This window comes from Streptomyces cathayae, assembly GCF_029760955.1.
Classification (GTDB): Bacteria; Actinomycetota; Actinomycetes; order Streptomycetales; family Streptomycetaceae; genus Streptomyces; species Streptomyces cathayae.
The window spans coordinates 136,967-149,549 of record NZ_CP121683.1; the positions used below are offsets into that span (position 1 = coordinate 136,967).

Genomic DNA, 12,583 nt, shown 5'->3' on the forward strand with positions numbered 1-12,583 from the left:
CGGTGCGCTTGAGGCAACCGCGGCTCTGAGGGGTGAGGGCCGCACGCCAGGGACCGGGCGGGCGTGCAGCACCGGCCGGCCGTCCGCTCCGCCCGGCCGGTCCGGCACCTTCCTCAGGTGCTGGCGGGTGCGCCGGTCGTCGGCCACGGTCGCGCGCACCACCAGCGCACAGCCGCCGCCCTCGACGGCGGGCGCGCTCTCGGTGGTGATGCGTACGAGCCGGCTCTCGCGGGCGGGCGCGCCGTCGGGGCCGGTGTGCGCGCCCGTGGCGCACCGGGTGCAGGGGGATCTCGGCGGTGCGGCGAAAACGCCGGGCGTGCTCGCCGGCCGCCCGGGGATCGATCCGGGTGAGGAGGGGCGTCGGCGGCCGCGGCGAACGGCCGGCCCGGGTCGGTGGGCGCCCGGGCGCGGTCGCGCGCACCACCAGCGCACAGCCGCCGCCCTCGACGGCGGGCGCGATCTCGGTGGTGATGCGTACGAGCCGGCTCTCGCGGGCGGGCGCGCCGTCGGGGCCGGTGTGCGCGCCCGTGGCGCACCGGGTGCAGGGGATCTCGGCGGTGCGGCGAAAACGCCGGGCGTGCTCGCCGGCCGCCCGGGGATCGATCCGGGTGAGGAGGGGCGTCGGCGGCCGCGGCGAACGGCCGGCCCGGGTCGGTGGGCGCCCGGGCGCGGTCGGCGAGCACGGTCCGGGGGCGGGCCGGCTCCGGTGAGGTGGTGGCGCACCGTCTGGCTGCCGGTACGGGCGGGCAGGGCGACGGGGCAGCAGGGCGACGGGGCGGCCCAAAGCCCTCAGCCGGTTCAGCGGGCGGCCCGGCGGTTGCTGCGTGCAGGGGGTCAGGGCGTGGATTTCGTCCACGATGACGGTCCGCCCGGACCGGGCGGCGAGGCGCGGCATGCTGAAGCGGGCCGGGAGGGCGGCCGTGAGGGCCTGGTCGATGGTGGCGAGGGTGGACCGGGCCGGCAGGGCGCGGTCCCAGCCGCGCGGCGGCCGTCCGGCACGGTCACCCGTTTTTCGGGCCGCGACACCATGTCGTCTGCGTCGTCTTCGGATCCGTCCGGGTGCTCGGTCGCCCCGGGGCTCACGCACGGTTCGGGGCGCGGTTGCTACAGGTCGAACTCCAGGTGCTCGATGTCCGTGAAGCGGACCTCCTCCAGGCTTCCGGCGCGGCGTCCGCCGTCCTGGAAGTACACCTCCTTGAGGGCTTCGGCGGCGATCTCCTGGAGTCGGGCGTCGCCGGCCCCGGCCTCCTGGGCCTCGAAGAGGCGGGCGGCGTAGCGCGGGGGCAGGGCGATGGTCAGGTGCCGGATGCGGTCCTGGTCCGTCGACCCGATCGGCGCGGTGTAGCCGAGGCGGGCGCGGGTGTCGATGACGATGCCGCCGGTGGTCGCCGCCTTCTGCCGGGCCTTCGCCCGGATCTGCGGCTGCCACCGCTTCTTCACCTCGCGCTCCAGGCGCGCGGCGAGCTCCGGACGGGGCTTTTTGATCTGGTCCTTCACGTACCGCTCGACGGTGCGCTGGGAGATGCGCAGCATCTGGGCGACCGGCTTGGTGCCTCCCATCTGCTTGACCAGGTAGCGCATCTGCGCGGGCGCGCTCTTGGGAGCCGGGCGGGTGAACGCCTTGTGCACCGCGGCGTCCAGGCCGTCCCCGAACAGGCTCATCGTCGCTCTCTCCTACTCTCCGTTGTCGACGTCGGTGACGGTGCCGTCCTTGATGTAGCGGGCGAGGTTGAGCTCCGGCGCGTCGAACCGGTCGCGGATCTCCTCGCCCCACAGGACGGTCTGGGTGCCCTCGTGCTTGACCAGGCCGGGGTTGATGCCGAGCTTGAAGCCGCCGGGCAGCGGCTTGCCGTCCCGGTAGGGCAGGAAGTCCAGCGGGCTGGTGCCGTCGGTGGCGTAGACGACGCAGTCGGACAGGATCGCGACCGGGTAGTGGCCGGTGAACGCCGCGTGCTTGACGATCTTGCGGTGCAGGTTGATGCGGGTGCGGGAGATGACCGCCGCGCGGATGTCCGGCCGCCAGGTGGGGCGGGACAGCGCGCGCCACGGCTCGCCGGGCCGCCAGCCCTCGCCGCGCGGGCGCTCGCGGAGCTTGCCCAGGCCGCCCTTGACCGTGGCCTTGATCGCCGAGACGACGATCGCCAGCTGGGGGTCGCGCTGCTTGTGGCCGTCCATGGCCGCCAGGAAGTCGGCCGGGGAGAGGTCCGCGTGCACGCCGAGGTCGGCCATCGTGGCCAGGTAGGCGTCGCGCAGCCGCTGGTACCAGCCGTCCAGGTAGCGGCCGTTCTCGTACCGCACCCACGCCTCGATCGGGCGCACCTCGTAGCCCAGCTCCGCCGCGTAGGCGACGGTGGGTGTCGCATACCAGGCCGGGCCCTTGGGGCGCTCGCCCGTGGGCGTGAACGGGCTGGGCAGCAGGCCGGCGTCCAGCTCCGTCCACGTGTCCTTGCCGACCTTCACGCGGGACAGGTCGACGTGGGACAGGTCCACCAGCCAGCTGCCGGGCAGCTTCGGATCGAACACCGGGTGGGTGACGTGCGTCGGCGCGCCGAGGCCGACGTTCAGGCCGTTGGCGCGGCGGCGAAGGCCATGTTCACGTCGATGCCGACCAGGTGGCGGCGCAGGCATTCGGCATCGGTCATCGGGCGTGCCCAGTCGTAGGCCTCCTCGAAGAGCTTCTCCGCCGGGCCGCGCACGTGAAAGCGCGGCAGGTCCGCCAGGAGCGGGTGCCCGTCCGGGGCCTCGCACGGCGCCGGGTCGACCGGGTCCTTGCCCAGGCTGTTGGGGTGGTGCTCGGAGTGCCGCTTGCCGTCGGCGTCGGGCTCGGAGGCCCGGGTCGGCGGGTGCAGCGCGGTCATCAGCTCCAGGCCGGTGACGGCGGTGGAGCCGCGCGGCGTCATCACCTGCGACGCGTACACGCCCAGCACGTGGGCGAGGTCCGCCGGCGGCAGCTGTCCGGCCCCGCCCCAGTGGCGGGTGTCGAGCGCGTGCCAGGACGGGATGCACAGCTGGACGCAGGCCCGCTCCGAGCCTGCGCGGGGCGGTAGATCCGCGCCCACGGCCCGAACCCGCGCTTGGTGAGCTTCCAGTCGGCACGGGCCAGTTGCTTGATGACCTTATGGCCCTCGGGGATCCGCCCGGCGAGCCGCTCCTCATCGGTGAGGGCGGCGGCAGGCCGTAGCGCTCCAGGGCAGCCTCGGTGAGCACGAGCAGTGGGTCGGCGTCCTTGCCCGGCCCGGACAGCTTCGGCTGCCCGAGCCGTGCCTCCGTGAGCGTCCAGTCGACCAGGGACGGGAGGGACCTGGCGGGCACGTTCAGGACCAGGCCGCCGGTGCAGTACGCCAGCACCTGCCCGTCCTCGACGTCGACGACCGCGAGCGGCCCGTTCTCGAAGCGCGCGTCGGCGCCGCCCGCCGGGGTGCCGGCCGGGGCCGTCTTCCGCGTGCCCGGGCGGCACGGCGTCGACGGCGGCCCGGTGGTGCGCGCCGGACGCGGCGCGGCCGCCGGAGCAGCGGCGACGAGGGCGGGGCTGGTCTGGGTGTTCTCGGTTGCGGTCATGTCCGCAGCGTCGGATGCCGGGCCTGTGGACAGAGTCTGCTCTCCGCCGGGGCGGGCGTCGCGGTGAACGCGGCGGCACGGCAGTGTCTTGGACGGGCGCGGCCGTGTCGACCGGGGCGGGGTAGAGCTCCGCGAGCTGCGTGAGCAGCCGCGCGTACGCCTCACGCTCCGGCGGGCGGGGCTCGGTCTTGCCGGACTCCCAGGCGCTCACCGTGGCACGGCGCACCTTCAGCGCGGCGGCCACCTCGTCCAGTGTCAGGCCGTGCGCGGTACGCAGTCGCTTGCGCTCCTTCGCCGGCGGCAGCGGAGAGCGGGACGCGACCAGTGCGTCGACCGCGTCGAACAGCTCGGACATGGAACACCTCCTGACCGGCACCCTACCCCGTGAACCGTAAGGATCGCGTACTTTCACCGTACGAACTGCGTACGGACTGCGATCGGCGGGTGACGTGACGTTTCAAGCGGTGTCCTGGGCCGACCTCGCGCAGCGAGGGTCGAGCGTGGCCGCCGAAGATCGGTGGCCACTGGGGTTTCTCACCGAAGGTTGAGTGGAGTGGGGCACCGGAGATCACGGACGTCGCGCCAGGAAGACAAACTCCCTTCCTGGGCGATCGGGCGCATCGCGAACCTCCTCCACCACGTCTCCACGCGCGACCAGATCCCGCCCGACCTCCTCCCGCCCGCGGAAACGCAGCGTCGAATCCGACGTCAGCACCTGTCCGTCCACTGCGAACCTGTCGGTCCGGCGGAACGTCACCAGAGGCCGGCTCGCCTCGAGCGGCCGAACCCAGCTCTCGACGGAGCCGACACCGGGGATCTCGGTCACACGGTAGGAGTTCTCGCGGGTCCACTCTTTTCAGGCGCGTCTGGCCGGATCGCGCGTCTCGAGACCAGCTGCCCGCCGGGCCGCAGTGCTTCGCGGGCTCCCTCCAGCGTCTTGTGCCATGCCGGCGGATCAGCGATGGCCTGGGCGACGTTCGCTGTCATCGTCGCGAGGTCGACCTGCAGCGGTGGGAGGTCTGTCGCGTCACCGCAGATCCAGCGCACACGCTCACTGCCCGGCTTGGCCCGGGCGACGTCGAGGGACGCCCGGGCGGGATCCACGCCGACGACCTCGATCCCGCGGTCGGCCAGGAGAAGTGCGAACACCCCTGTGCCGCAGCCGATGTCCAGTACTCGTTGCGCCTCGAACTCCTCCGCCATCTCCAGGTACGCGTCGAGGTCGCTGCGGTCGGGGTCGAGCGGATCGTAGATCGCGGCGAGTCGTGGATGCGCGAAGCAGTCGTCAGCCATGCGGTTGAACGTATGCGGAGCCGGGCCCGGACAGCTGCCGAGTTCGCCGACGGTCCCCCCGCGGCATCGGCGCTCCGTGCCGATCAATCTTCGCTGTCGCAGGACAGATGCTCCCGAGCCGCCGGGCCGGCCTCTGTTCACGAACCGACCGGTTACTGGACACCGAGCCCCGGCGCACTCCTGGCGTCCGGCGGGTCTGGCCGTTCGGCCCCGGCGAACCCGCCGTCGACGGGACTGCTGATGACCAGGTGCGGATTCACGCCAGTCGGGGCCAAGAGCGTCGACGTATTCCTCGAACCGGGGCGACTTCACGAGCCCGGTGACGACCGCCAGTACCGGCAGGTCGTTGGCCTCGCGGAGTTTGGTGAGACCCCGATAAGCCAGAAGCGTCATGGGGAGGCACACGAACGCCCCCAGCGGGTCTGACCGGGTGGCCAGGACACAGCTCAGGACGGCGCGGCCAGGCCTACGTCCACCCTGAGGTCGGCTTCTGCTACGAGCCGGCCGCAGTCTCCGTACCTGTCCCTGCTTGCGGTGCACAAACGCGTGCGTAGCTGCGGCAGGTCCTGCAGCAGGTTCTCCACAGCCTCTTTGACGAGCTCCGGAGATGGATGCGGCTCTTTGCAGATGACCCTGTCCTCGCAGTACTTGCTGAGTCTCTTCACCGCCATCTTGGTCAGCTCGCCCGTAGCCCCGAGGCGGCCAGACCTCCGGCGAGCGACTCCAGCTGTGACCGCACGCCCCGGCCGTCCAAAGGCACGGCAACAAGGAAAGCGGCAAGAAAAACGGTCAGGGCGCCCCGAAGCCAGCGACTGAAGAATCCCGGCGGGGGACCTCCAGAACGCTTCCCCTGAGGTACGCGAGAAAGGCCCCGGCCGCCAGAACGACCGGCTTGCCCAGCCGGTGCGCCGCGTCGTGGAGCGGCTGCAACTGCTGCCCGGCTTCGGACCTGCTCGGGATGCTGTCACCTGATACTCCAGCCGTAGATCGTGATCTTGTTGCTGGAGGGCGGTGGAGAGGGGGCCGCCGTCGGTCGTCGACGAGATCGAGCCGGGCAGCAGAGGCGTCCGCTACTCGAGTCCTCCGAGACGGCGGGCATCTTTGATCTCGCGGAGCCCGGCAGCCGTCATCGGGGTCCACTCCCTCCTCTGCCCAGCGGTATGGAGGGCGGCTCCAACCTCGCTGAGCTTCGCGGAGGACAACACGCCCGCCCGCTCGATCAGGTCGTCCCGGGCGACAGTGGTCAGCCAGGTGCAAGGAGTAAAGCCTGGACGCGGGAACGCGAACCGCAGCACGCCTTCGAAGGGCAGCCCTTCCCGGGCGCCTATCGCCACTTCAACGCCCAGGCCGCTGATGTCGACGCCCGCCGGCGCAACGACCTGCATGACCTGGAACCCGGATGACTCGTCGTCCGACAGCAGCACGACCGGGCGTCGCTCGTCGAAGTCGACCCACCAGACTTCGCCGCGTTGCATGTGTCCTCCTGGTACGAGTCGGCGGGCGGACGCTGCGTGCCGAGCGGGACACCGGATGCGGCCCCGCCTTCGCACGTCGTGACCGAGGGGGTGGTGAAGACGGGTGCGGCCACCGGTGATCATCGGTGTGTGAAGACTGAAGATCATGCGGTAGCCGCGGGTCATAGCGTAGGCCCTGTCCGCTGGCAGGAGGCGTTCGAGGTCGTGATGGGCCGGATAGCGGGCCGGTTCGCGCGGGTTGAACCCCGGCGCCGGGTGCGGGACTTGGTGCTGGGGCTGCTGTCGGACCTGCCGCGCAAGAACTGCTGGAGCATCGCCGAGTGGGCCGGGGAAGCGAATCCGGACGGCATGCAGCACCTGCTCGGCCGGGCCAGGCGGGATGCCGACACCGTGCGCGACGACGTGCGTGAGTACGTACCGGAGCACCCGCAGGACAAGAATGCGGTGCTGGTGGTCGATGAGACCGGGGATGTGAAAAAGGGCACGCACACCGTCGGTGTCCAGCGCCGTACACCGGCACCGCCGGGAGGGATCGAGAACTCCCCAGGTCGCCGTCTACCTCGTCTACGCGGGCCGCCGCGGACACGCGGCAGTGGACCGTGAGCTGTATCCGCGCTCGTGGACGTGCGACCCGGCCCGCCGCCGGGCCGCCGGCCCTTCCGGCCGGGTCACCGGCCGCTCGCAGCGCATCTCGGCCACCCGTGAGACAGGGCGACCACCACCGCACCGGGCAGCCCCGACGAGACGGCGGCGCCCGGCGCGGGAGGCCCACACCGGGCACACAGGATCCCCCCTGGACGGGTACACCACCAGGCACCGCCGGCGTCCGCCGCGGTCCGCGGTGAACCCCCTCCCCCGGCCCGCCCGGCGGCACACCGCAAGTACGCGCCGCCCGGACGGACCCGCCCACGGCCCGGCCGCTCACCTGACACAGGCAAGCCGGCTCACCCACTGGGACAGCGTGAGCGAAGCGGCCGGAGCCCCTCGGGCCGCACCGTGCGGCGGCGACGATGCCGCGAACCACGGCCGCAGCCCGGCCGCCCCGGACAGGGACGACGCCCGCGGCGGCCCGGGCCGTCCGCCGGGGCCCCTGCGAAGACAGGACAGGTGCGCGGCCGGCCGCGAGACAGTGATGCTCGTCCCGGCACTCGGCACAGGCCGCCAGATGGGCGCGGACCGCGCTCGTCTCCCCGGGGTCCAGGACGTTGAGGGCGTGTCCTTCCAGCAGGTCACCGATGATGCGGCAATCCCGGGAGGCAGTGGGTATGGCAGGTCCCTTCGTGCAGGGGTGGCGATCACCCCGTCCACGGGGCCAGTGTCCGGCGGCCACAACCGGTACACGGCTCCCGTTCCATGACCTCACACCATCGCCCGGCAACGGCCCCGCGCATCGTCCCCGCGCAGCAATTCCCGGCTACCACCACGACCGCAGTACCCGACAGCCCACCCACCCACAGCCCCACCCACGCCAGGGCCACGACGCGCTCCCGCCAGGGCGACGCGCTCCGCGGCCGGGCCGGCCTCACCCGGACACCGCAGGACGAACCGCCCCCGTCACCGGGCTGACCACACCGCACTGATAGGCGATGACCACCAGCTGGGCCCGGTCACGGACGGCCAGCTTGGTCATGGCCCGGTTGACATGGGTCTTGGCCGTCAACGGGCTGAGGAACAGACGCTCGGCGATCTCCTCGTTCGACAGTCCCAGCGCGACAAGCCCCAGAACATCGCGCTCCCGCCGCGTCGAGCACTCCAGCCGCTCGTGCACGGCCGCCGTGCACGGTTCGGCTGCGCCAGGAAGCCGCCTGATCAGCCCCCGGGTCGCCGCAGGCTGGCCTTGCGTCCCCTGCGGCCCACCGTACGGACGGCCTCGACAGCTCCCCGGGCCGAGCTGCCCTTGCCGAGAAAGCCGCTCGCCCCGGCCCGCAGAGCCTCCGCCACGTACTCGTCGTCCTCGAAGGTGGTCAGGATCAAAACCTTCACCGCCGAGAGATCCCCCGCCTCACCGATCAGCCGCGTGGCGGCGGCCACGTCCATCTCCGGCATCCGGATGTCCATCAGGATCACATCCGGATGCCGCGCCCTCGCCAGCTCCACCGCCTCCCGGCCGTCGGACGCCTGCCACCGTCTCCATGTCGTCGGCGGAATCGAACAGCATCCTGAAAGTGCCCCGCAGCAGGGCCTGGTCATCGGCCAGCAGTACCCGGATCGTCATGCCCATCCCTCCCCGGCGTCCCGCCCGACCGGTGCCACGACGGCCGCACCCGGCCGCAGCGGCGATTCGGCGGTCACGGTGAACCCCCGCCGGGACGCGCCGCGGCCTCCAGCTTTCCCCCGACGCTGGCCGCACGCTCACGCATCCCGATCAGCCCGTGACCGGTCCCGGAAGGGGGCCTGTCCGGCCGGGCACACCCGTCGTCCTCGACCGTGACCGTCAGCCACTGGGGCCGGTAGTGCAGACAGAGACGGGCGTGATCGGCCCCGGCGTGCTTGCGCACATTCGTCAGGGCCTCCTGCACGATGCGGTACGCGGCCAGATCCACCGCCGGCGCCGGCGGCCGGCCACACCGCGCCGCGTATACCCGACGGACAGGCCCACCCGCCCGAAGGACGCCAGCAGCTCCGGCACCTGCGCCAGACCCGGCATCGGATCCCGCGGCGCCGCGGATCATCGGACTGCCGCAGCAGACCCACGGTCACCCGGAGTTCCTCCAGCGCGGACCGACTGGTGTCCCGGATGCCCTCCAACGCGGTCACCAACTGCTCCGGCCGCCGCTCCACCAGGTGAACAGCAACACCGGCCTGCGCATTGATCAAGGCGATATGGTGCGCGACCACATCATGCAACTCGCGCGCGATCCGGATCCGCTCGGCCGCCACCCGCTGCCGCGCCTCCTGCTCACGCGTCCGCTCCGCATACTCCGCCCGTTCCTCCACCGCCGCCACATACGCGCGACGCGAACGCACCCCGTCCCCCACCGCGGCAGGCAGCGCCGTCCAGGCCACCATCGCCACGTTGTCCCCGAGCCATGACCGGGAGCCGAACACCACACCCGCCCCCACCAGCAGAGCGGCCGACGCCGACGCCACCACCCACGTCGTCCGCCGGTCGGTCCGGACCGCCACGGTGTAGACGGACACAATGACCGGACTCGTCACCAACGGACTCTCCCGCACCCCGAGCACCTGAAAACCCACCCCGCACACAAGCGCGACGGCCAGGACACCGAACGGGTGACGACGACGCCACAACAACGCAAAACAACAGACCCCCGCCAGCACCACAGCAGCCGGACGGACCGCCACCCGGTGCTCCTGCGGGATGACGGAGGCCGCCGCCACCGACAGCACGAACAACACCACCGGCCCCAGCACATCCAGCGTCCCGAGCGGAGCACCCGCCCCCCGCCGCCAACCGCTGATCACCACCATGCCACCACCGTAGAACCGACACCCGGACACCGCCGACCCAGCCGACACCGAACACCACCGCGGAGACATCCGATCGGGCGATGACAACGACAACCCGCACAGCCCCACCACCACCCCAGGACCCGGCACAGGACGGCCGAATGCCGATACCCGACGCCAAGGCTCGATCCCGAAGCCCCGGAGCCTGAGCGGGCTCTTTGAAGACGCCGCGATACAGATCCAGGCGAAGCCGGTGGGCAGCGGCCCGCCCACCTCCAGTCGGGAGGTGTGGCTCCCGTCCGCCTGCCGCTGGGCCCGCAGGAACACCGCGCCTTCTGCCGGTGGCTTCTTGTGGAGGCTGTGGGCGAGGTCGAATAGGTGGGCGACAAGCAGGACCTTGACGCCGGAATCGAGAAGGGCGCGGGTGATCTGCCGGGCGATCTCGGCCCCCTCTCGCTCGTTGGTCGCCGCGAAGGACTCGTTGAACAGCACCATCGCCCCGGACATCACGAGGTCCGCGATGCCGCTCATCCGGGACAGCTCCTCGTCCAGCTTGCCGCTCTCCATCTCCGCGTCCTCCTCGCGCCAAAAGTGCGTGAACAGCCACGCACGGACGTCCGCCGCGAAGGAGTAGGCGGATACGAACATGTCCGCCTGCATCATCAGCTGCGCCACTCCCGACGCTGCGCAGGAACGTGGATTTGCCGCCCGCATTGGCCCCGGTGATCACCAGCAGTGGCACCCCGTCGGCGTCGACGTCGTTGCCGACCACCCGCTCCTTGCGGCGCAGACTCAGGCGGGGGTCGTAGAGGCCGCGGCAGCTCAGGGCGGGCGCTCCAGCGGGCAGAGCTGTGGGGAAGGGGAAGCAGAGCGGCTCCTGCTCGGCCGCAAGCCGCTGATGGAGGTGCAGGCAGCCCACGTAGAAGCCGAGTTGGGTGCGGTTCCTCTCGAGTGACGGCCGCGATCAAGTGGTGAGGTCGTAGTTCCGCTGGTGAGTGCATCAGGCGGCATGCCGAAAACCATGCGGCGGGGAACCGCGCCGCGTCGGGCCACTGGGCCGGTGAGCAACGCCATGGCTGAGTACGAAGCGGATACCGAACAGTTGAAGCGAAGGATCTACCTCGGCCTGCGTCAGGACAATCTCGACCCACAGCAAGTCGTCGCCCTCGCCTGCGAACTGCTCGACTGGTTCCACCGCACCGACGCCGTCCTGGAGGCCGTCGAACGGAATCCGGCCGAGGTGCCACGGTCGGAGATGACAGCCCTGGCCTGGCGCATCCTGGACGACGTGGGTTTCGAGCCGGGCTTCGACCTCGCCCCCGAGCGTTTGGAGACGTTGCGCGACGCGCTGCGGATCATAGCCCGCGACCTGCCCACGCGTGGGATCGAGGGCGAACCGGAAGATCGAGGTCTGGAGGACTGGTTCCCCGCGGGAGCCCGGTGTCCGCCTCGCCGACGGTGAAAGGCTCAACCGGGGCGGCCACATCCTGCCGAGCATGTGCGACGACCCGACCATGGCACTGACCAGTCGACGACCATGATCAGGAGAGCCTGCTCGAACAGACCTGGCAGGTCTGGCCGGTGTGCCCCCGACATGACCTCGGCGTCCACGGCTCGAAGCGGGGCGCGAGGTTGTGTGGGTGCGCGGGCGATGACGGACGCATGCTGGCGCCGGTCGGCGAACTCGCCCACGCTCTCGGCCGCCGTCGCCCCAAGTAGGGCTGGCGGTGGGGTGCAGTTCGTTTCGAACGACCGCCGGGATCAGGCGGTGCGTGCGTAGTTCCGCTGGTCGGGTGCGAGGGAGAGGCGTTCGTGTTCGCGGGCGGCGTGGTAGCGCCAGAAGTCGAGGTCTCGTTGGCAAGGACGGCGTCCAGCCGCAGCGACGGCTTCCGCTCCGAGCCGCGGACGGCTTCGGCCTTCACCGCGGAGTCGCCGTAATCCCGTCGAGTGCCGCCCGCCGGCAGGGCGACAGCGCAGCGTCGGCGGGGTGGACGTTGCCCACGCCTCGGCCCCGGCGGCGACTCTGGCGACCCGGACCATACGAACATGCGCGGCTGCCTCGCGCGCTTCAACTCCTCGAACAGCGAGCCCATCCGCCATCCCTCCTCCGCTACCACGGTAGAGACGAACGGCCCCGAACACAGCCCCGTTCAGCGCTCTTCCAGCTCAACCCTTCCCTTCAGAGGACCGCACCCCATCTCGAACGCGTTCGCCATACCCAGGTACGCCAGTCGCAGCAACGACCGATCATCCTGCCGCGCCCACCGCCGACTCGATCGGCCACGGCCAGCACCCCGAAACCCGCTCCCACCTGTATGGATGAGGTATTCAGCAGCGGCCGGGCCCTCCGCCACGGAATGAGCAGGGTCGCTGTGCCACTGCCGCAGGGGAACCAGGCGAACCGCGCCACCATCTTTCCCCAGGAGTCCACGGAAGGGGCGGAACGAGTGGGTACGGACACGGACACCCTCAGGCCACTGCCGGAGTCGCTCCGGGAACATGCCCGGCGCCTCGGGGGAGAAGGTCGCCTTCCAGACCGCCGTACGCGGCGGACCTACCGGGACCTGGAATGCAGGACCGGACGGCTGGCCGACATGTGGCGGGGCTCGCCTGGCGCGGGGCGAACGGGTGCGGCCATCCTGCTCGGCAACCGTGTCGAGGCGGTCGAGAGCCTGCTCGCCGTCACCCGGGCGAGCGGGGTGGGGGTGCCGCTGGATCCCGGGAGCTCAGGGGCGGAGTTGGCCCGTCTGCTGGAGGACTGTGGTGCGCGCGTGCTCATCACCGATGAGGCCCGGCTGACGCATCGGCGGGGACTGCTGTCCCGCTCCGGGCTGATCGTGGTGGTG

6 protein-coding genes and 6 pseudogenes are annotated in these 12,583 nt (G+C 71.6%); 4 read left to right on the forward strand and 8 right to left on the reverse strand.

What is annotated here, in order from left to right:
* Positions 1 to 1,104: 1,104 nt before the first annotated feature.
* The 4 genes and pseudogenes from tpg to PYS65_RS34825 all read right to left on the reverse strand — a co-directional run bounded on the left by tpg (position 1,105) and on the right by PYS65_RS34825 (position 6,326).
* On the reverse strand, positions 1,105 to 1,662 hold the full coding sequence (tpg, locus tag PYS65_RS34810) for a telomere-protecting terminal protein Tpg (protein ID WP_279331633.1): 558 nt from the start codon (positions 1,660 to 1,662) through the stop codon (positions 1,105 to 1,107).
* Positions 1,663 to 1,674: 12 nt separating this feature from the next.
* A pseudogene (gene tap, locus PYS65_RS34815) lies at positions 1,675 to 3,913 on the reverse strand (telomere-associated protein Tap).
* Positions 3,914 to 4,126: 213 nt separating this feature from the next.
* Positions 4,127 to 4,851 (reverse strand): annotated as a pseudogene (locus tag PYS65_RS34820) (class I SAM-dependent methyltransferase).
* Between the two features lie 1,070 nt (positions 4,852 to 5,921).
* Positions 5,922 to 6,326 carry a type II toxin-antitoxin system PemK/MazF family toxin gene (locus PYS65_RS34825; RefSeq protein ID WP_279331635.1) on the reverse strand — a complete coding sequence of 135 codons (405 nt, stop codon included), beginning with the start codon at positions 6,324 to 6,326 and terminating at the stop codon, positions 5,922 to 5,924.
* Positions 6,327 to 6,533: 207 nt separating this feature from the next.
* On the opposite strand from PYS65_RS34825, the pseudogene PYS65_RS34830 reads away from it, so the two are divergent.
* Positions 6,534 to 6,981 (forward strand): annotated as a pseudogene (locus tag PYS65_RS34830) (IS701 family transposase); the annotation flags it as partial.
* Positions 6,982 to 7,515: 534 nt separating this feature from the next.
* On the opposite strand, the pseudogene PYS65_RS35340 reads toward PYS65_RS34830, so the two are convergent.
* From PYS65_RS35340 to PYS65_RS34840, 4 genes and pseudogenes are all read right to left on the reverse strand, one after another.
* Positions 7,516 to 7,689: pseudogene (locus tag PYS65_RS35340) on the reverse strand (hypothetical protein); the annotation flags it as partial.
* A gap of 159 nt (positions 7,690 to 7,848) precedes the next feature.
* Positions 7,849 to 8,541: pseudogene (locus PYS65_RS34835) on the reverse strand (response regulator transcription factor).
* A 73-nt stretch (positions 8,542 to 8,614) separates the two neighbouring features.
* Positions 8,615 to 8,998 (reverse strand): sensor histidine kinase, encoded by a 384-nt coding sequence (locus PYS65_RS34990; RefSeq protein ID WP_341483727.1) that lies wholly within the window; start codon positions 8,996 to 8,998, stop codon positions 8,615 to 8,617.
* A 58-nt stretch (positions 8,999 to 9,056) separates the two neighbouring features.
* Positions 9,057 to 10,451 (reverse strand): annotated as a pseudogene (locus tag PYS65_RS34840) (histidine kinase); the annotation flags it as partial.
* Between PYS65_RS34840 and PYS65_RS34845 the strand changes: the two are divergent.
* The 3 genes from PYS65_RS34845 to PYS65_RS34855 all read left to right on the forward strand — a co-directional run.
* Complete coding sequence (locus PYS65_RS34845; protein WP_279338266.1) at positions 10,384 to 10,692, forward strand: hypothetical protein; 309 nt, start codon at positions 10,384 to 10,386, stop codon at positions 10,690 to 10,692. The pseudogene PYS65_RS34840 and the gene PYS65_RS34845 overlap by 68 nt on opposite strands.
* Before the next feature lie 117 nt (positions 10,693 to 10,809).
* Positions 10,810 to 11,199, forward strand: a complete 390-nt coding sequence (locus PYS65_RS34850; RefSeq protein WP_279338267.1) for a hypothetical protein — start codon at positions 10,810 to 10,812, stop codon at positions 11,197 to 11,199.
* Between the two features lie 895 nt (positions 11,200 to 12,094).
* The coding region (locus PYS65_RS34855) for an AMP-binding protein (RefSeq protein WP_279338268.1) at positions 12,095 to 12,583 on the forward strand (489 nt) is incomplete at its 3' end.

Excerpts from the sequence above, each read along its gene's own strand:
- tpg (WP_279331633.1), bottom strand. The coding sequence starts at position 1,662 with ATGAGCCTGTTCGGGGACGGCCTGGACGCCGCGGTGCACAAGGCGTTC.
- PYS65_RS34825 (WP_279331635.1), bottom strand. The coding sequence starts at position 6,326 with ATGCAACGCGGCGAAGTCTGGTGGGTCGACTTCGACGAGCGACGCCCG.
- PYS65_RS34990 (WP_341483727.1), bottom strand. The coding sequence starts at position 8,998 with ATGATCCGCGGCGCCGCGGGATCCGATGCCGGGTCTGGCGCAGGTGCC.
- PYS65_RS34845 (WP_279338266.1), top strand. The coding sequence starts at position 10,384 with ATGTCCGCCTGCATCATCAGCTGCGCCACTCCCGACGCTGCGCAGGAA.
- PYS65_RS34850 (WP_279338267.1), top strand. The coding sequence starts at position 10,810 with ATGGCTGAGTACGAAGCGGATACCGAACAGTTGAAGCGAAGGATCTAC.